Here is a 26678-nt window from a genome sequence, read left to right on the forward strand (position 1 = left end):
CCTTCCATGCAGGGTCGACGACATTGTGGTGCGAGAGCTTCACCCTCGTGACGCCGAAGCCTTCGCGCTGGGAACGACCGATCCGGCGGTGCAGAAGTATGGTCATCTGCCGCTGACTCATTACACGCCGGAGATCGTGCGCGATCAGATCGACGGAGTGATCGCTCAGGGCTTGGCGGATGGATCGCTGGCGGTGTTGGCCATCGCTGACGCAGACTCGGAGGCGTTTCTGGGCAGCCTTGTTCTGTTCGAGCTCAGCGGCGATCGCGCTGAGGTCGGGTTCTGGCTGACGTCGGAATCCCGCGGGCGTGGAGTGGCGGTGAAGGCTCTGGAAGCAGCCAACCAGATCGTTGCGGCGATGGGTCTCGAGGTACTGACGGCGCGGACCTCCCCGCAGAACCTCGCATCGCAGCGCGTACTCGAGCGTGCCGGCTTCGAGCAGAAGGGCATGCCGACGGAGCAACAGACACCTTCGGGCGCGAGGGTTCCGGTTCTGACGTTCGAACGACCTGTGGTGGAGTTCCGGTTCAACGTCTGAGCGGCTTCCGCCGAGACCGACGCTTTGGCGGGGTTGAGTGCACAAACTCCGCCGAAAGGTCGGTCTCACGGCGAATGGCGTTGTTTGACGTCGCAAGCCGGTGGGGTTTTCAATAGCCGATCGAATTCCGCCGGGATTTGAATGGGATTTCACTGGTACGCTAATCCCATGGAGGCTGTCATCGATTCCGGTGGCCGTGTCGTCCTGCCCAAGCAGCTGCGCGACGCGCTGGGGCTGACTCCTGGAGCGAAGGTCGACATTTCGGCATATGGGGGTGGATTGCAGATCACCCCCGGTGGCAGAACTGCTCGAATTGAGCGGGATACGAAGGGGCGTTTGGTAGCTCGCGCAGACACCGAGGTTACCGACGAGATGATGTTTGCTCTGATCGACTCGGGACGACGTTGACAGCCGCGCCTGTCACTGCGGTCGACACCAGTGTCGCGGTGCCACTCCTGATGAGCTCGCACCGGTCTCACACGGTGGTCGCTGCCTGGGCAGAGAGTCGAACCCTGGGTCTTTGTGGGCATGCCCTCGTGGAGACGTATTCAGTCTTGACCCGGTTGCCCGGCGATGCCCGCGTCGACGCTGCGGATGCCGTGGCTTTGATCGCTGGAAACTTTCCTGCGTCGCTGCAACTCGGTGTGCGCGCCTCGCGTTCCGCTCATCGCGAGTTCGCGCGCCGAGGTATCGCCGGTGGTGCGGCATACGACGGATTGGTTGCACTAGCGGCTCGCGAGCACGGCGCCGTTTTGGCCACTCGCGATGCTCGCGCCCGGTCTACCTCCGAGGCACTGGGCGTCGTTACCGAGGTGCTCGCACCCGGCGGTTGAGGTCGTTCGGCTGTGCATCTCCTCGGGTCCGTCGCGCTCGTGCGGGGCGCAGCGCTGGACGCAGGACAAGCCGCTTACGATCGAAATCTTTCACGAGCAGCGATTTCTCCGACAGCGGGCCGGCGACGTCGTCCCATAGCGCCCCCCTGACCTATGCGGCCGACCGGCAGGCAACGCGCGCTGGCAACCGGCGGAGGCCCGGACGTACATTCGGGATATGACTGACGACTGGCGCGTGGATCGGGTCGAGGAGATCCGATCTCTGATCAAGCAGGTCGAACCCGACGTCATCGAAGAGATAAAATGGCGTAAACCGTCGAATCCCGATGGTGTGCAAGCATTTTCGCTCGACGGCCTCATCTGCACGCTGGAGATGTACAAAGGCAAGGTCAAGGTGAACTTCGCCAAGGGTTCGTCGATCAGCGACCCGGACAAATTGTTCAATGCGAGCCTGCACGCACCCGTCGGGCGCTCCATCGACCTCCGCGAGAACGACGAGTTGGACACGGCCGCATTCACGACGCTGATCCGGGAGGCGGTCAAGGTCAACCGCGACAATCGAGCTTCGAAGCGCCGTAAGTGACGATTACCGACCGTCTACACACTCCGTGTAATAGAACCTTCGGGAGGCGGGATGCGGTGGCGCGGGATCAGTCACGTGGAGTTCGCCGTGCTGAACTACGACGAATCGATCGCCTTCTATGACGCGCTGTTCGGCTGGTTGGGGTACAGCAGTTTCTCCTCCATGAACATGGAATACTAGTCGATCTACTACATGACGCGATACGTCAACCCGCACAGCTACATTGGCATTCAACCGGCGATTACCGGGGCGAAGTTGACCCACGCGGAGCAGGCCGTCGGCGTCAACCACATCGCCCCGTGGGCCCGGAGCAGGAAAGAAGTCGACCGTTTTCATCGCGACTTTCTGGTGACCGGGGACATCCTCGTCACCGACGCGCCCAAGGAGTATCCGCAGTACTGGCCCGGCTACTATGCGGTGTTCTTCGACGACCCGATCAACGGCATTCACTGGGAACTGGCATGGGTGCCTAAAGTTCCGACACTCCTTCAGGTTTGGTCGTCCTACAGAGCGCTGCGTGTGTTCGCCAGGGCCAGGTCGGATCTGGCGAATACCGTGCCGGGGCTGAGCTGGCAGGCCAGGCGCACCCTGCCGTCTCGACGATCCACACCACCGCCGTAGGGCTTGTCAGTCACGGGCGGCCCCGACCAGGCGCACCGAACCGTCACACAGTCGGTCCTAGGGATAACGATCCCGAGATTCTGGTCGCCACGATCCGGTTCAATGGTGTGCCATGACCCGCACGGATACCGCGTCGCAGATCGTGAAGGCGCCGTTGAGCCGCGTCTTCGAAGCGCTCGTCGACCCCGGGGCGCTCGTCGAATGGCTGGCGCCGGCCGGGATGCGCGGTCGGTTCGAACACTTCGACGCGCGCCCGGGCGGCTCCTACCGGATGATCTTGACGTATGCCGATTTACCCGCCCACGGTGGTGCGACCGACTCCGACTCCGATGTCGTCGAGGGTCGCTTCATCGAGATCGAACCGGATCACCGCGTCGTCCAAACCGTCGAATTCGCCTCGGAGGCCCCCACTTTCAGCGGACCCGTGACGAGGACGTGGACGGTGACGCGGGTCGACGGCGGGACGCGGGTGGAACTGTGTGCCGACGACGTGCCCGCCGAAATTTCGGCGGCCGATCATGTGGACGACATGAATTCCGCCCTGAACAATCTCGCCGCATACCTCGCAAAACGACAGATCGCGTTTCGCGTCGACTGATCAGCGGCAAGTGGTGCGCCCAAGTGCCCACCGGCCGGTCGGACACCTGTTCCGCTTCTCGGATAAGGCAGAATCGCCCAAGTGACGCAGCCGCCACAACGCCCTGGACCGCCCGACTGGCGGCGTCGGGGTGCGCCACCACCACCCAACCCGGGACACCGCAGGCCACCGCCGCCGAGGCGGCCGGACCCGTTGTCGTCCGAGTCGCCGACCGAGCAGTTGGGGACACCACGGGGAGCGACGAGTGCAGGCCCGACGCAGCGGTTCCCGCGGCCACCGTCACCGGCCGATCTGCGGCCCACGGAGCAGATCCAACGACGCCCGCCGCAGACCTCCGGTTCGACACCGGAGGGCGATGAGAAGCCGCGTCGCTCCCGGGGCTTCAACAGGACCGCGATCGTGCTGATCGCCGTCATCCTGGTCGCCTTGCTGGCAGGCGGCCTGGCCGCCGGCGAACTCTATGCTCGACAGCGCGCCGACAGCATCCTGACGGAGGTCGCCGAGTGCGTGACCGACGACGGCGTCGAGATTTCCTTCGGTGTCAATCCGCCGTTCCTGTGGCAGCACATCACCGGGCACTACACCAACATCTCGGTCGCGACCGACGGCAATCGGGTGCAGGGTGCCGACGGGATGACAGCGGAGGTCACGCTGGCCGACGTGCGGCTGCAGGAAACCGGAAATGCCAAGGGCACCATCGGCGCACTGGACGCGACGTTGAGCTGGAAGTCGGCGGGCATCAAAGACACCGTCGCCGCCAACCTCCCGGGAGTGGGCGCTCTGATCACCGGTGTACGCACCGACCCCGCGGCGGGCACAGTCATCTTGGCGGCCGGTGACAACAGCGTCACCGCCAAGCCCGTGGTGACGGCAGGCGACCTGAACCTGGAGGTCCTCGGCGTCACCGGTCCGCTGCCCGAGGACGCGGTGCAGACGGCGCTCAACGACCTGACCAAGAAGCTCAACGACAACTACCCGCTCGGGATTCACGCCGACAGCGTCGAGGTGACCGACTCCGGCGTCGTCGGGAAATTCTCCAGCCGGGACGCCTCGATTCCGAAAGCGGACGCCAACCCCTGCTTCGCGCGTCTTTAGCGACGATCCCGCAGATATCGGGCGAGGACGGCGATCGTCGCCATCACCGTGACGAGGGCCGCCGGCACGGTCCACGCGATCACGCCGACGTCGGCGGGACGGCCCATGATCTCGGCACCTCACCGAGCGTAGCGATCAGTCCAGCTCGACGGCGATCTCCGCGCTGAGCTCGTAACCCGGCGCCAACGGCAGGAAGTCCCCGCTCCAAAACGAGCCGGGATCGAACCAGTTGTAGTGCTTCTCGCTGGTCAGCAACCCCATCTCCTCGTAGGTGATGGCGACGGTCTCGGCGCAGTATGCGGTCTCGAGCCCGGCTTGGAGCTCCTTGCGCTTTCGGCGTTGCGTCTTTTCTCGGACTCTCCTGTGCACGAACGGGATTCCGCGGGTCAAGTCCGTGGCCGCGAGCCGTCCGCGGAACCACCGGCCGGTCAACCGCGCCGTGCTCGGAAACGGTGTGCCGTCCATCCGCGCCACCACCTGCAACGCGCGGTCTTCCTGGTCCCGGCCGGCATACGGGGTGAGCTGCCGCAGCCAGCAGCGCTGGTGGTAGTTGATGATCCACCGCTCCACCACCTGCCGCGCGTCGTTGAGTTGCACCCCGCGCTGGTTCTTACCGGTCCACATGTCGATGAGCTTGTCGCCCAATTCCGCGTGCCAGATCAGCGGCGGCAGATCCTCGATCGCGATCGTCATGCCCACGTGATTGACCGGGGCGTTCGTCATCGACTGGATCGCCCGGTCCGGCCCCGACCGCCCCCGAAACAGCCAGAGGTCACCGGTTCGTGTCGCGTCGAGCGCCTGCTCCAGCGAGACCGCGCTTGGATTCACCCCCGCAGCTTAGGCAGACTGACCGCCATGCGCGGTATCTGGAAATGGATCGGCCTGGCGGGTGTCGCGGGCGTGGTGGCGGGCGGCGTCCTGGTCGCTCGCGACCAGCGTCGGCGCAATTCCTATACGCCGGAAGACATCCGGGCGCGCCTGCATCAGCGCGCGGCCGAGGCCGACAAAGGCGGCGACTAGGGCGTGACCGCGTAGAGGCGGTGTGACCCGCCGAAGCCCTTGAGTTCGGCGTCGCGGCCGTCGTCGAACGCAATGTCGTCGAGATCTGCCAGTGCGTCGCGCACGACCGAACTGACCAGCACCTCGCCCCCGTCGGCCGCACCCGCAACGCGTGCCGCCATCGCCACGTTGCGGCCGAACAGGTCATCGCCACGGCGCACCGACTTGCCCATGTGAATCCCCATCCGGACGCGAATGCCGTTGGGCTGCCTGCGAAGTGATCGCTGTACCGCCATGCCGCACCGCACCGCCTGCTCCGGCTGGGCGAACGCCACCATGAACCCGTCGCCCTGGCTCTTGACCACGTAACCCGAATGGTTATTGACGTGGCGACGCACCATCTTGTCGTGGCGAGCCAGCAACCTGACAAAGGCGCGGTCGCCGATCCGCTCGTTGAGCGCCGTCGATTCCTCGATATCGGAGAACAGGACCACCATTTTGCCGCCTGGCGAAAGCCTGGCCAGATCCGGCCGCTCGACCTCGGCCCAGTCCGCGAGATCCTCGATCGAGGATCGCACCGCCGCGCCGATGCCGTCCTTGCGCAGGATGTTGGCGGTCTGCCACACCTGCTTGACCGCCTCGCGGCCACCGGTGAGCAGCATGTTCTTGGTGTCGACGCGTCGACGAGCGTCCTCGAGTTCGTCCCGTTGGCGGCTGTAGCGGATCCACAGCACGGCCAGCGCGACGGCTTCCGCCGCCGCCACCATCGCCAAAATGTAGGCCGCGATCTGCATACCCGTCACCCCTCAAGTATTGGATGCTGAACCAGTGACGTCTGCGGAGCCCCCGTATTACGAAAGCCGCTACATCCGCGCCAACCACCCGGACCGGCCACAGGCGCTGTGGCTGCGGGAAACGCTGTTGCTGCCCACCGCCGGTGCACCGGCCGCCGATGTGTGGGTGATGGTCTTCGATCCGGACGGTGCGGGCAACCTGGCGCTCAAGCAGCCTTACCCGATCGATTCGGCCGACTACGGTTACGAGGACTGGACCGCCCGCATCGCCGCTGCCTTCCTCGACGACCGGTCGGCCGAGGGTGTGGTCACCGGCGGCGCCCGCTCGGCGCGGTGGGACTTGAGTATCACTCCCGGCGACGAACCGCCGGTGCGGTTGCTTACCGAACGTGCGTACGCGGCGCGGTTTCCGACCGCCAAGACGACGGTGCGCCACCCCTTGGCCCGGTTCGACGGCTTGCTCGAACTCGACGAGGTCCGCCTCGTGGTCGACGGCTGGACCGGCAGCGTCAACCACAACTGGGGCACCCGGCACACGCCGGCCTACGCGTTCGGACAGGTGTGCGGGTTTGACGACGCACCCGATACGACGCTCGAGATCGTCACCGCCCGTGCCGCTCTCGGGCCGGTGCTGTTACCCGGTGTGACGCTGTTCGTGTTCCGCCACGCGGGGCAAGAGTTCGCGGTGCGCTCGGTCCGCGGGATGCTGCAGACGCACGGACGCTACCGGCCGTTCTCGTGGACGTTCGGTGGTCGGGTAGGCGATCACATGATCGAGGGGGAGATCGTCGCGGAACCGTCCGACGTCATCGGGCTGACGTACACCGACACGAGCGGCGGGACGAAGTACTGTTACAACTCCGCGATCGCCACATGCCGAATACAGGTGGCTGGCAGGGCATTCGAGCGTGCCGAGTTGACGGCCACTCGCCGCGCCATGTTCGAGATCCTCACCGACGCCCGCCACGAGACTGTGCCGATACTCGTCTGAGGCCCCGCAGTTACGTGTTCGTCAAATTGTGACGTTGTTCCTTTCCCCCAACGACTTTCGTCTCTACACGTGTTGGCAATCGACCCCTGCTCCGAAGCCATTCTCCGGTGAAGGATGAGAAGTGCGAGACCGACAGAAGGTGGAGAGGGGGAAATCATGAACACCATCGCATGTCTCGGCCCAGTAAGACACAGCCCAGCCCGCGCCCCGACCCGGATGCTGGCGATGTTGGCAGCAGGCCTGGCCTTGATGATCGGCCTGCTCGGACAGTCGCTGACGACCGCTCCCACCGCCGCGGCGCTTACTCAGGACGAGGCGCTCTACATCAGCCTGCTCGCCGACGACGGAATCACTCCGGCACCGGGCTATACCTACAACGATTTCATCTTCACCGGTCATCAGATCGCGTATGACCTCCGCAAGGGAATCAACCCTGGGGCGGTGGCGTACGTCGTCTGGGTCAACAACCCGTCGCTTACCAAAGACGGGGCCGCTTCGGTGGTCGCCGCGGCGATGGTGGCATTCGCTCCGGAGTTGGTGCCGGTCTACCTCGACCAGTCACCGCCGGGCGACACACTCACCTGACGTGTAAACGGACTGGCCGACGGTTGCCGTCGGCCGGTTCGCGTCACCTACAGGCTCGCGTCGAATCTGAAGCTTTGCACCAACTCTCACGACGTTCTGCCGCAGAACTTCAGTTTCGGCGGTCCGATGTCACCGGTTGACGAATTGCACCACGACTTCGGAGAACGCGTCGTTGTCGTCACCGGCCGCGGTGTGCCCGGCCGCGGACAGTTCGACGAACTCCGCTCCGGGCACCTTCTGCAGGAAGTCCGTCACACCCTCGGTGCTCACCACGTCGGATAGCTTGCCGCGGATCAACAGAATCGGGATGGTCAAGCTCATGACCGCTCGCTCCAGCTTTTCTTCGCGGACGAACCTGTCATCTACCGGTGCGGTGAGAAACGCCGGATCCCAGTGCCAGAACCACCGTCCGTCGCGGTACCGCAGATTCTTCTTCAATCCCTCGGGGCTGCGCGGCCGCTTCCGGTGCGGCAGGTACGCGGCGACCGCGTCGGCCGCCTCGTCCAAAGATCCGAAACCGTCGGCGCCGCTGGACATGAACTCGCGGATGCGGGCACTGCCATCCTTCTCGTACCGCGGCACCACGTCGACGAGCACCAACCTGGTCACCTTTTCCGGCCCCGCCGCGTCGGCCGCGAGCATGCCGGTCATCCCACCCATGCTCGCGCCGATCAAGGCGACCGGACGACCGATCTGCTCAACGACCTGCAGCGTGTCCGAGCACATCGCGTCGACGGTGTAGTTCGCATCCGGCGCACGGTCACTGTCGCCGTGACCCCGGCTGTCCAAGGCGACGACGTGCAAGCCCAAGTCGGCCAGGATGTGTCCGGTCCGCTTCCATGAGTGACGGTTCTGCCCGCCGCCGTGCAGCAGCAGTACGGAGGGCCGCTCGGTCTGTACGCCGCGGTTCCACTCGTCGGCGACCAGCGTGATGTCGTCGGACCCGCGGAACTTCACGGTTTGCGGTTCGCTGTCAGTCACGCTCACGGCCGTCCTCTCCGGCTCACCCCTGGCTCACGTTACCTATCGGGGAAATCCGCGGATCCCGGTGTCCTTGGCGCGAGCGTCAATATACTTTGCCCTCGTGCAGCCCGAGCTTGCCGCCCGAGACCGTGAACGGATCATCGAGGCTGCCTACGCCTGCCTGTCCCAACCGCACACGGGCTCCGTCCCGGTCGCCGCGATCCTGCACCACGCCGGGGTGTCGACGCGGGCGTTCTACCGGCACTTCGAATCGAAAGACGAGTTGTTCCTTGCCATGCTGCGCGAGGAAACCGACGGGTTGGCCCAGCGGCTGGACCGCGTGGCCGAGGAGAAGTCGTGGACACCCGCCGAGCAAGTCGAGGCGTGGATCGAGGTGATGTTCGGGCTGATTCACGACGACGAGACCCGGATGCACTTCACGGTCATCGACTCGGATGAGGTCCGCGCGGCTAAGGGTTACCGCGCGACGCGCGAAAGGGCCCACGCAGATCGCGAGCGCTCGCTGGTGCAAATCCTGCGGCGCGGCCGGGACGAAGGTGCGTTTCCGATGGCCGACCCCGAGCAGGATGCGTCCGCCATCAACGCGATCATCAGCCGGGTCATGATCACCCAAAGCCACGATGACCACGGCGGTTTGCGGCGGGCCAAGGCCCGCGTTCTGGACTTCGCGATGCGCGCGCTCGGCGCAACGCAGTCCGTCGCCGAAAGGCGATGATTTCCGGTCGCAACGGCAGGGGCCTGGAATCGCAGTGCCGTTGGCTGACCGCCCGCTTCGGACCGAGCCGGCAGATCGTGCCCGACCGGCTTTACGAACCGCTCGACGATCCGGATCCCGCCCGTGCCGCCGCTGCAACCAAGGCGATGCTCGGAGTGCACAGGATCGTCATCGCCGAACTCGAAGAAGCCGTGCGCGACAGTCAGTCGCGTGCCCTAGGGTGGGAAAACGCGTCCGCTCGACGTGTGCTGTTGCCCAACCGTAAATTCTCGATATACGGTTCCCCGACGTCCGCCGGTGTGTAACCTTGCGCCACAGCCAGTCACGGGCGCGGGTTGTCGGTGTCGAGGAAAGGTTTGGCGACCTATGGCAGGTCAGTGCATCAGGACGAGGCCCGGTTGATGGTCGCTTCCACTGCATTTACCAAGCCCGTGGCCGCCTTCGGCGGCTTCTATTCGATGGCGCTCGACACTTTCGTGCAGATGTTCAGACCGCCCTGGGCGTGGCGCGAGTTCATCGCTCAGGCCTGGTTCGTCGCGCGCGTGTCGATCATGCCGACGCTGTTGTTGACCATTCCTTACACGGTGTTGCTGACCTTCATCGAAACCATCCTGCTGAGCGAGATCGGCGCCGCAGACTTCTCCGGTACCGGGGCTGCCCTCGGCACGGTGCGGCAGATCGGGCCGATCGTCACCGTTTTGGTGGTCGCCGGGGCCGGCGCCACCGCCATGTGCGCCGATCTGGGTGCGCGAACCATTCGAGAGGAGCTGGACGCGCTGCGGGTGATGGGCGTCAATCCCATTCAGGCCCTAGTGGTTCCCCGGGTGCTGGCCGCCACCGTAGTGTCGCTGGCACTGTCCGCCACCGTGATTCTCGTCGGCCTGTCCGGCGCGTACTTCTTCGTCGTCTACATTCAGAACGTCTCGCCGGGTGCCTTCGCGGCCGGCCTCACCCTGATCATCGGGGCCGCCGATGTGGTGATCGCGTTGGTGAAGGCCGCGTTGTTCGGGCTTTCGGCGGGCCTGATCGCTTGCTACAAAGGGATTTCCGTGCGTGGCGGTCCGGCCGGTGTCGGTAACGCGGTGAACGAGACCGTGGTGTTCACCTTCATGGCGCTGTTCGCGATCAACATCGTCGCAACGGCCGTAGCGATCAAGATAACGTTATGACGGTTTCGCGGCCGCATTCCCAGTTCCCCTGGCTGAAAAGCCGGTTCCGCAGCGTGGCCGAACCCTGGAACCACATCGGCACACAAACCAAGTTCTATGGCCGCACCCTGCGCAACATGCATTACGTCTTGATCCATTACCGGGTCGAGCTGGTTCGGATCATCGCTCAGATGGGGCTCGGGGCGGGAGCGCTGATCATCATCGGCGGCACGGTCGCGATCGTGGGCTTCCTGACGGTGACCACGGGCGCTCTGGTGGCGGTTCAGGGGTACAGCGACTTCTCCGAAATCGGCGTGGAGGCCTTTACGGGATTCGTGTCGGCCTACTTCAACGTCCGCCTGATCGCACCGGCCACCACCGCGATCGCCCTGTCCGCGACCATCGGCGCCGGAGCCACCGCGCAACTCGGCGCCATGCGGATCAACGAGGAGATCGACGCGCTCGAGGTGATGGGCATTCGCAGCATCGCGTTCCTCGCGTCCACCCGGGTGATCGCGGGCTTCCTCGTGGTGATCCCGCTGTACTGCGTGGGCGTGCTGATGGCGTTCTGGGCGGCGCGCTTCGGCACCACCGTTCTCTACGGTCAGTCGACGGGCGTCTACGACCACTACTTCCGAACTTTCCTGAACCCCACCGACCTGATGTGGTCGTTCGGCCAGTGCATAGCCCTGTCGGTGGTGATCATGCTGGTCCACACCTACTACGGGTTCACCGCACGAGGCGGCCCGGCGGGGGTGGGGGAGGCCGTCGGCCGCGCGGTGCGCACGTCGCTGATCGTCTCGGCATTCGTCCTGGTCATGCTCTCGCTTGCGGTGTACGGCCAATCCGGCAACTTCAACCTGGCCGGGTGACGATGGAGGCAAGAGACGAAGGCCTGCACCCCGCGTGGTACACGTTGATCCTGGTCGTGCTCATCGCGGTTGCTCTCGTGCTGACGTATATGTTGTTTTTCGGCACCTTGAGACAGACCGAGACGGTCACGTTGACCTCCGACCGGTCAGGCCTGGTGATGGAGAAGAACGCCAAGGTCAAGCTGCGCGGAGTGCAGGTGGGACGGGTCGCCGACATACAGGGCGGCAGTCAACCCGTCGCGCTGAAGCTGGAGATCGACAAGGACAAGCTCGAGTTCATCCCGGCCAACGTCGAGGGGCAGATCCGGGCGACCACGGTGTTCGGCGCCAAGTTCGTCGACCTGATCTATCCCGACGATCCCAGCTCGCAGCGACTGGCGCCCGGTCAGGTGATCGAGTCGCGCAATGTCACCGTCGAGGCCAACACGGTGTTCCAGAACGTGGTCGACGTCCTCGAAAACGTCGACCCCGCCAAGCTCAACAGCACGTTGTACGCGCTGGCCGAGGGCGTCCGAGGCCAGGGCGAGCGGATCGGCCAGGCCACCACCGACGCGAATCAGGTTCTGCTGGAACTGAACCCGCGCTACGAGACCGTGACCGAAGACTTACGCGCGCTCAGGGACTTCAACGACACTTACAGCGCTGCCGCCCAGGACATCGTGACCACGCTCGACGCGCTGAGCACGACCAGCACCACAGTCGCTGCCCGCGCCGGCCAACTGGACGCCTTGCTGCTGGCCACCATCGGATTCTCCAACAGCGGCATCAGCCTGCTCGCGCCGAATCAAGCCAACCTCATCAAGGCCATCAATCTGCTGGAGCCGACGACGAACCTGCTCTACAAGTACAGCCCGGAGTACACCTGCCTGCTGACGGGTGCAAAGACGCTGTTGGACACCGGCGGTTATGACGCACCGGGCGGCAACGGCCGGACGCTGGTGCTCGACGTGGGCCTGGCGCTCGGCGACGACTCGTACCGCTACCCCGACCACTTGCCGATCATCGGGGCCAAGGGCGGCCCGGGAGGTAAACCGAGCTGCGGCTCGCTGCCCGATGTCGCGAAGAACTGGCCGGTGCGCAATCTCGTCACGAACACCGGGTTCGGCACCGGAATCGACTGGCGCCCGAACCCCGGTATCGGCTTCCCGGGGTATGCCAACTACCTGCCGGTCACGCGCGCCGTGCCAGAGCCGCCGAGCGTGCGCAACCTCTTCGGTGGGCCTGCGATCGGTCCGATCCCGTACCCCGGCGCACCGGCTTACGGTGCGGACCTGTACGCCGACGACGGAACCCCGCTGTGGCCGGGTCTGCCGGCCGCACCGCCGCCGATGGCGCCGCGGGACCCGGGCCCGAGGCCGGGTTCGGAGCCGTTCATCGTCCATTCGCCCGCGCAGATGCAGCCCACGCCCCTACGTCCGACACCCCTGCCCACCCCGGCGCGGCCGGGCCCGCCGTTCGGATGAGCGCCGGCGACAAGACCATGAAAGGTAATCCGACATGGCAGGCATGAGAGCCAAGGTCCGACACGACGCTTGGCGTCTTGCCGTGTTCTTGTCTGTGTGCCTTCTCGGCGTGTTCGGGTTGTTCGCGGTCTTCGGGCAGATGCGTTTCGGGGAAGCCACCAACAGCTACGTGGCCGAGTTCACCAACGTCACCGGGCTGGAGAACGGCGACTTCGTCCGCATCGCCGGCGTGGAGGTCGGCAAGGTCGACAAGGTCGCGATCCAGCCCGACACCACGGCGCGGGTCAAGTTCAGCGCGGAGGAGTCGGTGGTGCTCACCGAGGGCAGCAGGGCCGTCATTCGTTACGACGACCTCATCGGCGGCCGCTACCTGGCTCTGGAGGAGGGTCCCGGCGGGGTCAAGAAGCTCGAGCCCGGGGGCACGATCCCGTTGGCCCGCACGTCGCCCGCGCTCGACCTCGACGCCCTGATCGGTGGTTTCCGGCCGCTGTTCCGGGCGCTGGATCCCGACCAGGTCAACGCGTTGTCGAGTCAACTGATTTCGGCCTTGCAGGGTCAGGGCGCGACGATCAACTCGTTTTTGGCCCAGACCGCGGCGCTGACGACCACGCTGGCCGACCGTGATCGCCTGATCGGGGAGACCATCATCAGCCTCAACACGGTGCTGGGATCGCTCGGCGATCAGAGCGACCAGTTCGCCAAGGCAGTCGACGCCCTCAGTGAACTGGTGGGGACGCTTCAGGAGCGCAGAGAGGACATCAGCAACGGGCTGGCCTACACCAACGAAGCGGCCGCGACCGTCGCGGACCTCTTGTCCGAGGCTCGGCCGCCGTTCAGCAAGGCGATCCGGGAGACGGACCGTGCCGCGGGAATCGTCGTGGCCGACCATGAGTACTTCGACAACCTGCTGAACACCCTGCCGGACGCCCATCAAGCGCTCGCGCGGCAAGGTCTTTACGGCGACTTCTTCAACTTCTACCTCTGCGACATCGTGCTCAAGCTCAACGGCAAGGGCGGTCAGCCGGTGTATGTGAAAGTCGCCGGCCAGTCCACCGGGAGGTGCGCGCCGAGGTGAGGTCTTTCTCCGAGCGGAATCAGTTCGTCATCGGCGCCATCGGTTTGGCGTTGACGATCGGCATCGTGCTGTTCTCGCTGAATTACGAGCGACTGCCGTTCTTTCAAGGCAAGGAGTACTCGGCCTACTTCGCCGAGGTGGGCGGGCTGGAAACCGGTAAGGCCGTGCATGTTTCGGGGTTCGAGGTGGGCAAGGTCAAGTCCATCGAATTGGACGGGTCGCGCGCGCTGGTGAAGTTCACCATCGCCAGGGACATCCGGATCGGCGACCGGAGCGAGGCGGCGATCAAGACCGAGGGCATACTGGGCACAAAGATTCTCGAGGTAACCTCCCGCGGCGAAGGGCAACAGGAGGGCACCATCCCCCTCGATCGCACGACACCGCCATACGAACTGCCGGATGCTCTGGGCGAGTTGGCGACGACGATCAGCGGCCTGAACACCGACCAGTTGTCGGATTCCCTGCGCGTGCTGGCGGCGACATTCTCCGAAACACCACCGCAGTTGAAGATCGCGATCGAGGGCGTGGCGCGGTTCTCCGATACGTTGAACGAACGCGACGAGCAGCTCCGAAATCTGCTGGGCAACGCAAACAAGGCGACCACGGTACTGGCCGAGCGCAGCGACCAGATCGTGAGACTGGTCCACGACACCAATGCGCTGCTGGCCGAGCTGCAGAACCAGAGCGCCGCCCTCGATGCGGTCTCCGGCAACATCTCGTCGCTCAGCCAACAGTTGCGGGGTTTCATCGGCGAGAACCGCGAAACCCTGCGGCCCGCCCTGGACAAGCTCAACGGCGTGCTGACGATCGTCGACAACCGCAAGGCGCGCTTGCAGAAATCGCTCGAGTTGCTCACCGACTACGCGATGTCGCTGGGCGAATCGGTGTCGGGCGGTCCCTTCTTCAAGAACTACGTCGCCAACCTGCTGCCGGGTCAGTTCATCCAGCCCTTCGTCGACGCCGCCTTCTCCGACCTCGGCCTCGATCCCAACGTGCGGTTGCCCTCGGAGCTTACCGACCCGCAGGTCGGCCAGCCGGGGACACCGGCCTTGCCGGTGCCCTTCCCGCGCACGGGCCAGGGCGGCGAGCCGCGTCTGACCGTTCCCGACGCGATCACCGGTAACCCTGAGGACCGGGCGTGCGGGCTGCCCGGCTTGCCGCTACCCGGTCCCGGTTGCTACCCGTACCGCGAGCCGCTGCCGGCGCCGCCGCCCGGCGGGCCGCCGCCCGGACCGCCCGCCGAGTCGCTGGCCGGTATGCAGTCGACCCCGGACCCGACGCCGTCTCCGGTCGCGGTACCCGCTCCCGGCGGCGTGGACCATCTCGCACCCGCGGAGGCCGGACGATGACGCGCGCCGCCCGCAACCTGTTGGCCGTGGCCCTGGTCGTCATACTGGCCGGGGGCGCGATCGTCCTGTTGCGCAACGTCGAAGGGATCAACCGCACGCACGTCGTCGCGTACTTCGAGAACGCCAACGGCATCTACCCCGGCGACGACGTGCGGATCATCGGTGTGGCCGTGGGCAAGATCGAGTCCATCGAGCCGCAGCCCGAGCGGGTCAAGATCTCGTTCTGGTACGACAGCAAGTACAAGGTCCCGGCCGACGCGAAGGCCGCGATCCTGTCGCCGACGCTGGTGACCGCGCGCAGCATCCAGCTCACCCCGGCCTACACCGGGGGCGCCGCGATGAAAGACGACGCGGTCATTCCGCAGGAGCGCACCGCCGTCCCGGTGGAGTGGGATCAGGTCCGCCAACAGTTGGAGAAGCTGACCGAGACGCTGCAACCGACAGAGCCGGGCGGCGTGAGCCCGCTCGGCTCGGTCATCAACACCACCGCCGACAACCTGCGGGGCGAAGGTGCCAACATCCGCGACACGGTGATCAAACTGTCCCAAGCCATCACTGCGCTGGGGGATCGAAGCACCGACATCTTCTCCAGCCTGAAGAATCTGGCGATCCTGGTGTCGGCTCTGCAGGACAGCACCGACGTCATGCGCCAGCTCAACCAGAACCTGGCCACCGTGACGGGCCTACTGGCCAACGACCCCGACGAAGTCGCCGACGCGGTCCGCGACCTCAACAACACCGTCGGAGAGGTCCAGGCCTTCGTGGCCGACAACCGCGAATCGCTCGGCACCACTTCGGACAAGCTGGCGGGGGTGACCCAGGCGCTGACCGACAGCCTCGCCGACGTCAAGCAGTTCCTGCACGTCACGCCCAACACATTGCAGAACTACGTGAACATCTGGCAGCCCGCTCAGGGGGCGGTGAGCAGCTTGCCGATGCTCAACAACTTCGCCAATCCGATCTCGTTCCTGTGCGGCGCAATTCAGGCGGCGTCGCGGTTGGGCGCCGAGCAGTCCGCGAAGCTGTGCGTGCAGTACATGGCGCCGATCCTCAAGAACCGCCAGTACAACTTCCTGCCCATCATGCAGAACGTCTTCTCCGGTGCGACGACCCGACCGAACGAGTTGACCTACAGCGAGGACTGGCTGCGACCGGATTACATACCGCCGCAACCTGTTCCGCCACAAGCTCCACCACCGCCGTCCCCGATGGCGCAGCCCGCGCCTGCCGCGGGTCCGCCGTTGCCTGCCGAGGCGCCGGTCACGCCGAACCCGGCCGACGGGCTGCACGGGCTGATGGTGCCGCAGGGGGTGGGACCGTGATGCGGCGCAAGCTCTTTCGCACAGTGACCGTCATGGTCGTGTCGGCTGGACTGCTGTCGGGCTGTGCAGGGTGGCGTGGCCTGAACTCGATTCCGCTGCCGGGTGTCGAGGGGACGGGGCCGGGCGCGTTCACCATTCAGGCGCAGATGCCCGACGTGGACAACATCGAGCCGAACTCCCGGGTCAGGGTCGGCGATGTGAACGTCGGCCACGTGACGAAGATCCAGCGTCAGGACTGGCATGCACTGGTGACGATGAAGCTCAACGGTGACGTCGAGCTGCCGGCGAATGCGACCGCCAAGCTCGGCCTGACGAGCCTGCTGGGTTCCCTACACATCGAGCTGGGGCCGCCGACCGACGAGCCGCCGCAGGGCAAGCTGAAGGAAGGCTCGCTGATCCCGTTGGCGTCGTCGAGTGCGTATCCGAGTACCGAGCAGGCGCTGGCCTCTGTTGCATTGCTGCTCAACGGCGGCGGGATCGGCAACATCTACGACATCACCGAGGCGTTGAGCGTCGCGTTCACCGGCCGCGAAGACGACCTGCGAAGCCTGATCGAGCAGCTCGACATCGCGATCGGCCACCTCGACGACCAGAAGCAAGACATCATCGACGCGACGGAGAGTCTGAACAATCTGATCGGACAGTTCGCCGAGCAGAAGCCGGTGGTGGACAAGGCATTACGGACCATCCCCGATGCCTTGGCCGTGCTGCGGGATCAGCGGCAGAACCTGGCCGAGGCGCTGACCCAGCTGGGCAGGTTCAGCGCGTTGGCCGCCGACTCGGTCAACCAGACCAAGGAAGCGCTGGTGCAAGAGCTCAAGGACCTCGGCGTGGTGCTGGAGGAACTGGCCGACGCCGGCCCCGCGCTGACCCGCGCGCTGAGCTTCCTGCCCACCTTCCCGTTCCCCAAGGAGACGCTGCTCAATTGGATGCGGGGCGACTACGCGAACCTGACGTTGGTCCTCGACCTGACGTTGAGCCGGATCGATTCCGGGTTCTTCACCGGAACGCGGTTCGAGTGCAACCTGACCTGGTTGGAGCTGCAGTGGGGACGCACCATCGGCCAGTTCCCCAACCCGTGCCTCATCGGTGGCGGGGGCACGCAGGGCAACCCGTTGGTCGCCCCGTATCGCTGGGACCAGGGGCCATAACATGCGAATGACCCGCCGGATCCTCATTCAGATCGCGATCTTCTCCGTCATCGCGGCCACCGCGCTCGCGATCATGGTTTTCGGGTACATGCGATTGCCGGACCTCCTCGGCATCGGCCAGTACCGTGTGACCCTCGAGTTGCCCGAGACGGGCGGGCTGTATCCGAGGGGCAACGTCACCTACCGCGGTGTACAGGTCGGAGAGGTGAAGAGCGTCGAGCTCACCGACACCGGAGTCAAGGCGGTGCTGTCGCTGAACTCCGACATCAGCATTCCCGCCGACCTCGAGGCCGAGGTACACAGCGTGTCCACCGTCGGCGAGCAGTTCGTCCAGTTGCTTCCGCGCAGCGGCGAAGGTCCGGAGTTGCGGAACGGCGATGTGATCCCGTTGAGTCGGGCCAGCGTTCCGACGGATATCAACGCGGTCCTGAACGATACGGCTCGCGGTCTGCAGGCGATACCGCAAGAGAACCTGAAGACCGTCGTCGACGAGGCCTATGTCGCGGTCGGCGGGCTCGGGGCCGAACTGCGCCGGCTGGTCACCGGGAGCAGCACGTTGGCCATTGACGCCCGGAAGAACCTCGACCCGCTGATCACGTTGATCGACGAGTCGAAGCCGGTGCTGGACACCCAGACCGATACCGCGGGCTCGATTCAGGCGTGGGCGGCGAATCTGGCAAACATCAGCGGTCAGTTGCAGAGTCAGGACCCGGCAGTGGCGGGAATCCTCGAGAAGGCCCCGGGGGCGGCGGACGAGGCGCGTGCGCTGTTCGAACGGCTGCAGCCCACCTTGCCGATCGTGCTGGCCAACCTCGTCAGCATCGGAGAAGTGGCGGTCGCCTATCAGCCGAGCCTCGAGCAGCTGCTGGTGTTGTTGCCCCAGGGCACCGCCGTCACGCAGGCCGTTGGCGTGCACAAGCGCAACACCAAGCAGGACTACATGGGCGATTCCCTAGTCTTCAACCTCAACGCGATCCTGCCTGCCCTCCCGGCCCCGCTGCCGCTGCCACCGCAGAACCTGCCGCCGCCGTGCACCACCGGGTTCCTGCCGGCCCAGCAGATGCGCGTGCCGACCTTCGAGGACTATCCGGACCGGCCGAAGGGCGATATGTACTGTCGGACGCCGCAGGACGCGCCGTTCAACGTCCGCGGCGCCCGCAACCTGCCCTGCATCACGGTGCCCGGCAAGCGCGCCCCGACGTGGCAGCAGTGTGAGAGCGACGAGCAGTACGTGCCGCTCAACGACGGCTACAACTGGAAGGGCGATCCGAACGCCACCCTGTCGGGGCAGCCGATCCCCCATGTCCCGCCGGACATCCCGGTTGCGATAACGCCTCCTCCCCCGGGTACGCCGCCGCTGCCCGTCGCGGCCGCCGAATACGATCCGGCCTCGGGGTCCTACGTCGGTCCGGACGGGAAGGTGTACACCCAGTCCAACCTGGCCGATGGTGCGTCGGGGGAGCGGCCGTGGCAGTCGATGCTCGTCCCGCCGGGGGGCTGAGGCCCCAAGTTAGTGACCAGGTTCCGACGCTATCGTGTCGGACGCGTAGGTTGTAGCCGACCTGTACCGAAACCCGACTTGGCCCGCGGGCCGTAGAGGAACGTTGATGGCAGACGAGACCACTCCCGGCGACGAGGACGTAAGCGCATCGACGCCTGACGTCGACGCCCCGGCGGAAGGTGGCGAGTCCACCACGCCGTCTGCTGACACGACGGAAGATGCCGGCGACGTCGAAGATTACGACGTCGAAGATTACGACGTCGAAGCTGCTGACGTCGAAGCAGCCGACGATGCCGCGGAACCCGCCCCGGCCAAGCCGCCGATGTCGCATGTGAAGCTGGCGACCATCGCGGGCCTCGTGCTCGTGGTGGTGCTCGCCGGGTTGGCCGGGTGGCTCGGCTACCGGGCGTACGAGTCCCGTCAGGCCGAGGATCTGCGCAACCTGTTCCTGCAGGTCGGACGTCAAGGCGCGCTGAACCTGACGACGATCAGCCATGAGCACGCCGAGCAGGATGTGCAACGTGTCCTGGATTCGTCGACGGGCACGTTCTACGACGACTTCCAGGCGCGGTCCCAACCGTTCATCGAGGTGGTCAAGCAGGCGCAGTCCAAGTCCGAGGGCACGATCGCCGAGGCCGGGATCGAGTCGTGCACCGATACCGACGCGACCGTCCTGGTTGCGGTGACCGTCAACACCACCAATGCGGGGGCGCCGGAGCAGCAGCCGCGCGCCTGGCGAATGAGGATCACGGTGGAGAAGACCGGCGAGGATGAGGCCAAGATCTCGAATGTGGAGTTCGTACCGTGAGTAGCAGACACAGACTGCCCAGGCGGGGCAAGGACGGCGACGTGTCCGGGGAGAACGAGTCCGTCGAGACGGACACGGCGCAGGCATCCGAAACGGTCGAGCCGACCGAGTCGTCGGCCGAGCCGACGGCAGCCGGTGACGTGTCGGGAGGCGACGCGCCCGAGTCGGCGGAGACGTCAGATGCGGCGGAGGTGTCCGAGCCGGCGGAGGAGTCCGAGGCCGCAGAGGCGCCATCCGACGTCGCGGAACCCGTCGCGGCCAAGCCGCGCATCAACTGGGCGCGTGTCTTCGCCTTCGGGGTGCTGCCCGCAATCGCACTGCTGCTGGGGGCGGGGGCGGGCTACCTGAAGTGGGTCGACAACTCGGTGCGCGACGCCGAGATCGCCCGTACGGAGTCGGTACAGGTCGCTAAGGACAGCACCGTCGCGATGCTGTCCTACAAGCCGGACACCGTCGAACAACAACTCAACGATGCCCGTGGGTTGCTGACCGGCGAGTTCCGGGAGTCCTACACGGGCCTGATCAACGACGTGGTGATCCCCGGCGCGAAACAGAAGCAGATCTCCGCAGTGGCGTCGGTGCCTGCGGCGGCCTCGGTGTCGGCCGATCCCAACGAGGCCGTGGTCCTGGTGTTCGTCAACCAGACGGTGGTCGTCGGCCAGGACACCCCGACGGACACCGCCTCGAGTGTGCGCGTGACGTTGGAGAAGATCGACGGCCGCTGGCTCATCTCCGCGTTCGACCCGGTATAGGGGCCGTAGTGGCCGAACCGGAGCTCATCGACGTCGATGCCCCGGGCGTGCGGCTGTGCGCCCTTAGCTGGGGAGCCGTCGGTGCGCCGATTGCGTTATGTTTGCACGGCTTTCCCGACACCGCGCACGGATGGCGCAAGGTGGCACCGCTGTTGGCCGACGCCGGATGGCGGGTGGTCGCACCGTTCATGCGGGGCTATGCACCGTCGTCGATCGCATCGGACGGCAGTTATCACGTCGGGGCGCTGATGGACGATGCACTGCGGGTGCTCGATGCGGCCGGGCCGACGGGCCGCGATGTGCTCATCGGGCATGACTGGGGCGCGATCGCCGGTGCCGGACTCGCTGCGATGCCCGAGAGTCCTTTCTCGAAGGCCGTGATCATGTCGGTGCCACTCGCCGCAGCGTTTCGGCCGTTGGGCAGGACACCGGATGCGGGCCGGCTTGCCGCGCAGTTGCCTCGTCAGCTGCTGCGCAGTTGGTACGTCATGTATTTCCAGTTGCCGGGACTTCCGCAACGATCCGCGTCGTGGGTGGTCCCCAGATTATGGCGGCAATGGTCGCCGGGCTACGACGCCGCAGAGGACGTCGCTCACGTGGCCGACTCGATCGGTGCGCCGGAGCACTGGCGCGCCGCGCTGGGTTACTACCGGGCCGCCGTGCGCAACAGCGAGCCGCCCGCGCGGTACGCCGAACTTCATCGGCATTGGCTGTCGGCACCGAAGCTGCCGACGCTGTACCTGCACGGCACCGAGGATGGTTGCGCCTCAGCGGATTACGCGCGATGGGTGCAGCGGGTACTGCCCGAGGGCGGCAAAGTGGCGACGGTCGAACGGGCCGGGCACTTCCTGCAATTGGAGCAGCCGCAGGCAGTGGCCGGACACATCGTCGACTTCATCGGCGCGGCAGCCTGAAGGGCATGTTGCGTCGGCTGGCGGCGGTGGATGCGCAGACGTATTGGATGTCGGCGAAGATCCCCAGTGACCAGTTTCTGGTCTACGGCTTCGCGGGGGCCGTCGCCGATCTTCCCGCGGCCCTCGCGCGCATCGCTGACCGGGCGCGCGGGTGCGGGGAGTTGCGGCTGCGGTTGGGCGATCGTGGTGCGCTGACCTATCCGCGGTGGGTGACCGCGGATGTGTCGCCGAACCAGTTCGTCATGCACGCCGCGGGTTGCAGTTGGCCGGAATGCCTGGCCGCAGTGGCGGGCTTGGACGCCGACCAACTCGACCCGCAGATGATGTCGTGGCGGATTCACATCTTCCCCGCCGTCGAGGCGATCCCCCGTGCGGGGCAGGGCACGGTCGCGGTGGTGCAGATGGCGCACGCGCTGGGAGATGGGATTCGTTCATCGGCGTTGGCGGCGTGGCTGTTCGGACGGACGACGCCGGTGCACGCCGTCCCGGTGCCGCGCCCGTTTCAGGGCCTCACACTGCCGTGGCGCGGTTACCGAGCCGCGCGGGCCCACCGCCGGCTCGTGTGCGATACCGAGGCCGGATTGGTTCCGCCGCCCGCCAGGCTGCGTCCGGTGCTGCGGAGCAATACTCGGCCGGACGGCTTGCGTAGCGTTCGGACCCTGGTCAGGCAGCGGTCGCAGGTGCCGGGCCCGACAGTGACGGTCGGGGTGCTCGCGGTGGTGTCGACGGCGCTGGCGGGTCATCTGCGCGAGGTGGGGGAGGACCCGTCGCTGCTCGGCGCCGAGGTGCCGATGGCCAAAACCGGTGCGCGACGGGCACACAACCACTTCGGCAACGTCGGTGTCGGGCTCTATCCGGACAAGCCGTTCGCGGAGCGTGCATCGCATATTGCAGCGGAGCTGGAGGAACGCCAACGTCGTGCAGCACATCCAGCAATGGTTGCCGCGGGCCGCGCCTCTGCTGCAGTGCCCGAGCCGTTATTGCGTTGGGAAGTAGCTAATTTCGATCCGACAGTGCGCTCGCCGACGGTCACCGGCAACACCGTCGTTTCGAGCGTGAACCGCGGTCCCGCCGATTTGCGCTTCGGAGACACACCCGTCGTACTGACCGCCGGATTCCCCGCCCTCTCTCCGATGATGGGCCTGACGCATGGTGTGCACGGCATCGGCGACACCATCGCCGTCAGTGTGCACGCTGCCGAATCAGCAATCGGCGAAATCGACTCGTATGTCGAAAGATTGGATGCAACACTGACCCTCTAGAAGGCTGGGGGTTTGTTGCGTTCGGCGACGTAGGCTGCGTTGTGGCGGCGTTCGTCCGAAGGCGGTCCGGCACCACACCCGCGCCGAAAACCGCGCCCGAGCCATCGACGCGGAGTTGCCCAGGGCTGTGCCGCAAGATCCCGACCGAAAAACCCTTGGCGCTGTCAGGCTGCGCGTGTGGGCAACAAAGCCATACTGTGCATTTTCGCGCCCCGCGGCGTGTATACCCAGCGACAGGTACTCAATCGCGATGTTCGACCGCAGCGGGACGCCGGTGTGGAGCGCCGGGAACCAGGGGGACCGATGGTATGACATCGGCGGCAACGTCACCAAGGTCACCGTCAAGCGTGATCACGGGAGTGACTACGTTCGAACCAACTGGCAGCGTTGACTCCTGATCATCTGGGCACGCTCACATTGCCCGACCAAGACCCCTACGCGCGCATCTTGGCATGAGGCAGCCGAAGTCGGTTACTGCATAGGGGGGCTGGGCAGCGGCTTAACACATGGCCTAGATTTTGTCGCATGACTGCCTACGACTCAGCGTTGGATTTCGGGTTGCTGTTCCTGCGAGTGGTGCTGGGCGTGACCATGGCCGCGCACGGCTATAACAAGTTCTTCGGCGGCGGGGGTATCCCGGGCACCGCGGGGTGGTTCGAGAGCATCGGCATGAAGCCGGGGACCTTCCACGCCCGGGTGGCTGCTACGACAGAGATGGCCGCCGGTATCGGTCTGGCAGCAGGCCTGCTCACGCCGATTCCGGCAGCGGGCTTCGTGGCGTTGATGCTCGTCGCGGCATGGACCGTGCACCGGGCGAACGGCTTCTTCATCGTCAAGGAGGGCTGGGAGTACAACCTGATCCTTGCGACGACGGCCGTCGCGATCGCGACCATCGGCGCGGGCAAGTACAGCCTCGACTACGTCCTGTTCAGTGACACCGGGTTGGCCGACCTGCTGCACGGTTGGTGGGGTCTGGCGATCGCGCTGGGTCTCGGCCTGCTCGGCGGCATCGGACAGTTGGCGATCTTCTACCGGCCGCCTGCCAAGGCCGACGCCTGAGCGCTCGATCGAGAACACGAACCGCATCTCACGCAGCTAGAACACGTTCTAGTCTTTGATGCCATGGGGTTTTTGAAGCAGGACGCGCCCGTCGTCGACTTCGAGGAATGGAGCAAGGGCACCCGCGCGGAAAAGATCGTGCCGATGGCCCGGCACTGGGCCGAAGTCGGGTTCGGGACGCCGGTCGTTCTGCACCTGTTCTACGTCGTCAAGATCCTGCTCTACATCCTGGGCGCCTGGCTGGTCGTGCTGACCACCACCGGCATCGACGGGTTCACCGACGTCGCCTCCTGGTACGACGAGCCGATCGTGTTCGAGAAGGTCGTGCTGTACACGATGCTGTTCGAGGTCATCGGCCTTGGCTGCGGCTTCGGACCGCTCAACAACCGCTTCTTCCCGCCGATGGGCTCGATCCTTTACTGGTTGCGGCCCAACACGATCCGGCTACCACCGTGGCCGACCCGCATCCCGCTGACCAAGGGGGACACTCGCACGCCGTTCGACGTGCTGCTGTACGGCGCGCTTCTGGTGCTGCTCGTCGTGGCGTTGTTCTCCGACGGCACCGGCCCGATACCCGAACTGGGCACGACGGTCGGGGTGCTGCCGGTGTGGCAGATCTGGGCGATCCTCGGTGTCCTCGCCGTGCTCGGCTTGCGCGACAAGGTGATCTTTTTGGCCGCCCGCGGCGAGGTCTACGCCTCGCTGGCGGTCTGCTTCCTGTTCGCGGGGCCCGACATCATCATCGCGGCGAAACTGGTGTGCCTGGTGATCTGGCTCGGCGCCGCAACGTCGAAGCTCAACAAGCACTTCCCGTTCGTCATCTCCACGATGATGAGCAACAACCCGGTGTTCCGCCCGCGGTGGATCAAACGCAAGTTCTTCGAACGCTTTCCAGACGATCTGCGGCCCGGCCGGGGGTCGCGGTGGCTGGCGCATTTCAGCACGGCGATCGAAGGCCTTGTTCCGCTGGTGCTGTTCTTCTCGGGCGGCGGCTGGCCGACGTACATCGCCGCGTTCGTGATGCTGGTGTTCCACTTCGGCATCCTGTCGTCGATTCCGATGGGCGTGCCGCTGGAGTGGAACGTCTTCATGATGTTCTCCGTCCTGGCGCTGTTCGTCGGGCACGCCGGCATAGGCCTCGGCGACCTGCAGAGCCCATGGCCGATCGTGTTGTTCGCGGTTGTCGCGGGCACCGTGGTGATGGGAAACCTGCTCCCGCGCAAGGTGTCCTTCCTGCCGGGCATGCGGTACTACGCCGGCAACTGGGACACCGGGCTCTGGTGCGTGAAACCGTCGGGCGCGGCGAAGATCGAAGAGAACGTCGTCTCGATCGCGAGTATGCCGCAGGCGCAGATGGAGCGGTACTACGGCAGCCCGGAAACCGCCCAGATGTATCTCTACATGGGATATGCGTTCCGCGCGTTCAACTCTCACGGTCGGGCGATGTTCACCCTCGCACACCGCGCAATGGCCGGCCACAACGAGGACGACTACGTGCTGACCGACGGAGAGCGCATCTGCAGCACCGCGATCGGCTGGAACTTCGGCGACGGCCACATGCACAACGAACAGCTCATCGCGGCGCTGCAGAAGCGCTGCCACTTCGAACCGGGCGAAGTCATCGTCGTGCTGATCGACGGGCAACCGATCCACCGCCAGACCCAGCAGTACCGGTTGGTCGACGCTGCCACAGGCGAGTTCGAGCGCGGCTACATCCGGGTCGCCGACATGGTGACGCGCCAGCCGTGGGATGACACGGTGCCCGTGCAGGTGACGTGGCAGAAGGACAGCGCCGACGCGCCCTAGCCCATCACGTCGCGGACCTTGACGTCCTCGAGGCCCTGCAGCAGAAGATCGCGCGCGGTGTCGAGGTGTTTGCGCCAGTGGGCTTCGGCGGCCGCGCCGTCACCAGACCGCAACAGCTGCATCAACTTCCGGTACGACCGCATCAACTTGTCGTAGTCGGACTTCGACACCGGGCGTCGCTCCTTGAACAGGAAGGCGTTGTGTCGCACCGTGATCTCGTGCAGCATCCCGGCGATGATGGACAGCGTCGCGTTGCCCGACAACTCGACGACGCGCAGATGGAAGTCGCCCGTGGTCTCGGCGAGCGTGTCGTTCTGCCATCCGGACGGCACGTGCTCTTCGAGTAGCTTGTCGAGCTCGTCGAAGGCTTCGGCGGAGCCGGACTCGGCGAGCAGCCGCACCGCCATCGGCTCGATGCCTGCTCGCGCCGTCATCAGGTCGGCGATGGTCGCGCCGGACAACTCGAGCAGCAGGCCGGCGGGGCGGGCGACTATCTCGGGGCCGGGCACCCGAACGCGGGCGCCGGTGCGCGAGCCGCGGCGGACCTCGACGAGGCGCTCGGACTCCAGCACCCGCACCGCCTCGCGCAGGGTCGGCCGACTCACCCCGAAGTGCGCCATCAGCTCGGCCTCGTTGGGCAGGAAATCGCCGTCCTTGAGTTGGCCATCGACCACCATCCTGCGCAGCGTGCCCGCAACGAGTTCGGCCGTCTTCGGCGACCGGACCGCCGTTCCGGCGCCGACGCCGTCCGGGCCGATCATCGGCGCCAGCGGTGTACTTCGAGCCACTCCCACTCCCAAGACATTCGGCTGGCCGGTCAGCCAGCTGTGCAACTCAGTAAACCATGTGGGCATTCGGGC

At 65.8% G+C, this 26678-nt stretch carries 28 protein-coding genes and 2 pseudogenes; 26 read left to right on the forward strand and 4 right to left on the reverse strand.

Annotated elements, in window-relative coordinates; all coding sequences use genetic code 11:
• The first annotated feature begins 28 nt into the window (after positions 1-28).
• The 7 genes and pseudogenes from QGN32_RS17735 (at position 29) to QGN32_RS17765 (ending at position 4268) form a co-directional block, all read left to right on the forward strand.
• On the forward strand, positions 29-538 hold the full coding sequence (locus QGN32_RS17735; protein ID WP_326545620.1) for a GNAT family N-acetyltransferase: 510 nt from the start codon (positions 29-31) through the stop codon (positions 536-538).
• Between the two features lie 168 nt (positions 539-706).
• Positions 707-946: an AbrB/MazE/SpoVT family DNA-binding domain-containing protein gene (locus QGN32_RS17740; protein WP_326545621.1), complete on the forward strand. Its 240-nt coding sequence runs from the start codon at positions 707-709 to the stop codon at positions 944-946.
• Positions 947-996: 50 nt separating this feature from the next.
• Positions 997-1371, forward strand: coding sequence for a PIN domain-containing protein (locus QGN32_RS17745; RefSeq protein WP_326545622.1), 375 nt, complete (start codon positions 997-999; stop codon positions 1369-1371).
• A gap of 217 nt (positions 1372-1588) precedes the next feature.
• Positions 1589-1954, forward strand: a complete 366-nt coding sequence (locus tag QGN32_RS17750; protein WP_326545623.1) for a DUF1801 domain-containing protein — start codon at positions 1589-1591, stop codon at positions 1952-1954.
• Positions 1955-2005: 51 nt separating this feature from the next.
• Positions 2006-2575, forward strand: a pseudogene (locus QGN32_RS17755) (VOC family protein).
• 112 nt (positions 2576-2687) lie between these two features.
• On the forward strand, positions 2688-3173 hold the full coding sequence (locus QGN32_RS17760) for an SRPBCC domain-containing protein (protein ID WP_326545624.1): 486 nt from the start codon (positions 2688-2690) through the stop codon (positions 3171-3173).
• A gap of 81 nt (positions 3174-3254) precedes the next feature.
• Complete coding sequence (locus QGN32_RS17765; protein ID WP_326545625.1) at positions 3255-4268, forward strand: LmeA family phospholipid-binding protein; 1014 nt, start codon at positions 3255-3257, stop codon at positions 4266-4268.
• Positions 4269-4403: 135 nt separating this feature from the next.
• Here QGN32_RS17765 and QGN32_RS17770 read toward each other — a convergent pair whose 3' ends face one another.
• A complete protein-coding gene (locus QGN32_RS17770; RefSeq protein WP_326545626.1) occupies positions 4404-5096 on the reverse strand; it encodes a guanylate cyclase in 693 nt (230 codons plus the stop codon).
• Between the two features lie 27 nt (positions 5097-5123).
• Here QGN32_RS17770 and QGN32_RS17775 point away from each other — a divergent pair, with 27 nt between their 5' ends.
• Entirely contained in the window at positions 5124-5288 is a 165-nt protein-coding gene (locus QGN32_RS17775; RefSeq protein ID WP_326545627.1) for a hypothetical protein, read from the forward strand.
• Here the strand turns inward: QGN32_RS17775 and QGN32_RS17780 are convergent.
• Entirely contained in the window at positions 5285-6061 is a 777-nt protein-coding gene (locus QGN32_RS17780) for an adenylate/guanylate cyclase domain-containing protein (protein WP_326549126.1), read from the reverse strand. The two genes, QGN32_RS17775 and QGN32_RS17780, sit on opposite strands and share 4 nt — an antisense overlap.
• Before the next feature lie 34 nt (positions 6062-6095).
• Between QGN32_RS17780 and QGN32_RS17785 the strand changes: the two genes are divergently transcribed.
• Both QGN32_RS17785 and QGN32_RS17790 read left to right on the forward strand, forming a co-directional pair.
• The gene (locus tag QGN32_RS17785; RefSeq protein ID WP_326545628.1) at positions 6096-7052 is read left to right on the forward strand and encodes a hypothetical protein; all 957 of its coding nucleotides are present in this window, start codon (positions 6096-6098) and stop codon (positions 7050-7052) included.
• Between the two features lie 156 nt (positions 7053-7208).
• Positions 7209-7637, forward strand: coding sequence for a DUF732 domain-containing protein (locus QGN32_RS17790; RefSeq protein WP_326545629.1), 429 nt, complete (start codon positions 7209-7211; stop codon positions 7635-7637).
• Positions 7638-7766: 129 nt separating this feature from the next.
• Here the strand turns inward: QGN32_RS17790 and QGN32_RS17795 are convergent, their stop codons facing one another.
• Positions 7767-8624 carry an alpha/beta fold hydrolase gene (locus QGN32_RS17795; RefSeq protein WP_326545630.1) on the reverse strand — a complete coding sequence of 286 codons (858 nt, stop codon included), beginning with the start codon at positions 8622-8624 and terminating at the stop codon, positions 7767-7769.
• Between the two features lie 97 nt (positions 8625-8721).
• Here QGN32_RS17795 and QGN32_RS17800 point away from each other — a divergent pair, with 97 nt between their 5' ends.
• From QGN32_RS17800 to QGN32_RS17875, 16 genes and pseudogenes are all read left to right on the forward strand, one after another.
• The gene (locus QGN32_RS17800; RefSeq protein ID WP_326545631.1) at positions 8722-9336 is read left to right on the forward strand and encodes a TetR/AcrR family transcriptional regulator; all 615 of its coding nucleotides are present in this window, start codon (positions 8722-8724) and stop codon (positions 9334-9336) included.
• Positions 9337-9356: 20 nt separating this feature from the next.
• Positions 9357-9641 (forward strand): annotated as a pseudogene (locus tag QGN32_RS17805) (hypothetical protein); the annotation flags it as partial.
• 96 nt (positions 9642-9737) lie between these two features.
• A complete protein-coding gene (locus QGN32_RS17810; RefSeq protein ID WP_326549127.1) occupies positions 9738-10505 on the forward strand; it encodes an MlaE family ABC transporter permease in 768 nt (255 codons plus the stop codon).
• Positions 10502-11356, forward strand: a complete 855-nt coding sequence (locus tag QGN32_RS17815; protein WP_326545632.1) for an ABC transporter permease — start codon at positions 10502-10504, stop codon at positions 11354-11356. Before QGN32_RS17810 ends, QGN32_RS17815 begins: the two co-directional genes overlap by 4 nt.
• 2 nt (positions 11357-11358) lie before the next feature.
• Entirely contained in the window at positions 11359-12819 is a 1461-nt protein-coding gene (locus QGN32_RS17820) for an MCE family protein (protein ID WP_326549128.1), read from the forward strand.
• Between the two features lie 43 nt (positions 12820-12862).
• On the forward strand, positions 12863-13894 hold the full coding sequence (locus QGN32_RS17825; protein WP_326549129.1) for a virulence factor Mce family protein: 1032 nt from the start codon (positions 12863-12865) through the stop codon (positions 13892-13894).
• The gene (locus tag QGN32_RS17830; protein WP_326545633.1) at positions 13891-15243 is read left to right on the forward strand and encodes a virulence factor Mce family protein; all 1353 of its coding nucleotides are present in this window, start codon (positions 13891-13893) and stop codon (positions 15241-15243) included. The genes QGN32_RS17825 and QGN32_RS17830 overlap by 4 nt, the downstream gene beginning before the upstream one ends.
• Positions 15240-16565 (forward strand): virulence factor Mce family protein, encoded by a 1326-nt coding sequence (locus tag QGN32_RS17835; RefSeq protein WP_326545634.1) that lies wholly within the window; start codon positions 15240-15242, stop codon positions 16563-16565. The genes QGN32_RS17830 and QGN32_RS17835 overlap by 4 nt, the downstream gene beginning before the upstream one ends.
• Positions 16566-16597: 32 nt before the next feature.
• On the forward strand, positions 16598-17716 hold the full coding sequence (locus tag QGN32_RS17840; RefSeq protein WP_326545635.1) for a virulence factor Mce family protein: 1119 nt from the start codon (positions 16598-16600) through the stop codon (positions 17714-17716).
• 1 nt (position 17717) lies between these two features.
• Complete coding sequence (locus QGN32_RS17845) at positions 17718-19217, forward strand: MCE family protein (protein ID WP_326545636.1); 1500 nt, start codon at positions 17718-17720, stop codon at positions 19215-19217.
• Positions 19218-19323: 106 nt separating this feature from the next.
• Complete coding sequence (locus QGN32_RS17850; RefSeq protein ID WP_326545637.1) at positions 19324-20025, forward strand: Rv1363c family protein; 702 nt, start codon at positions 19324-19326, stop codon at positions 20023-20025.
• Positions 20022-20777, forward strand: a complete 756-nt coding sequence (locus QGN32_RS17855) for a hypothetical protein (RefSeq protein ID WP_326545638.1) — start codon at positions 20022-20024, stop codon at positions 20775-20777. The genes QGN32_RS17850 and QGN32_RS17855 overlap by 4 nt, the downstream gene beginning before the upstream one ends.
• Before the next feature lie 8 nt (positions 20778-20785).
• Positions 20786-21691, forward strand: a complete 906-nt coding sequence (locus tag QGN32_RS17860) for an alpha/beta fold hydrolase (protein WP_326545639.1) — start codon at positions 20786-20788, stop codon at positions 21689-21691.
• Between the two features lie 5 nt (positions 21692-21696).
• Positions 21697-22953, forward strand: coding sequence for a DUF1298 domain-containing protein (locus QGN32_RS17865; protein ID WP_326545640.1), 1257 nt, complete (start codon positions 21697-21699; stop codon positions 22951-22953).
• A 525-nt stretch (positions 22954-23478) separates the two neighbouring features.
• Positions 23479-24012, forward strand: a complete 534-nt coding sequence (locus QGN32_RS17870) for a DoxX family protein (protein WP_326545641.1) — start codon at positions 23479-23481, stop codon at positions 24010-24012.
• 63 nt (positions 24013-24075) lie between these two features.
• Positions 24076-25818, forward strand: a complete 1743-nt coding sequence (locus tag QGN32_RS17875; RefSeq protein ID WP_326545642.1) for a DUF3556 domain-containing protein — start codon at positions 24076-24078, stop codon at positions 25816-25818.
• On the opposite strand, the gene QGN32_RS17880 is transcribed toward QGN32_RS17875, so the two are convergent.
• The gene (locus QGN32_RS17880; RefSeq protein ID WP_326545643.1) at positions 25815-26606 is read right to left on the reverse strand and encodes a FadR/GntR family transcriptional regulator; all 792 of its coding nucleotides are present in this window, start codon (positions 26604-26606) and stop codon (positions 25815-25817) included. The two genes, QGN32_RS17875 and QGN32_RS17880, sit on opposite strands and share 4 nt — an antisense overlap.
• Positions 26607-26678 lie beyond the last annotated feature (72 nt).

Source organism: Mycolicibacterium sp. ND9-15 (genome assembly GCF_035918395.1).
GTDB lineage: Bacteria > Actinomycetota > Actinomycetes > Mycobacteriales > Mycobacteriaceae > Mycobacterium.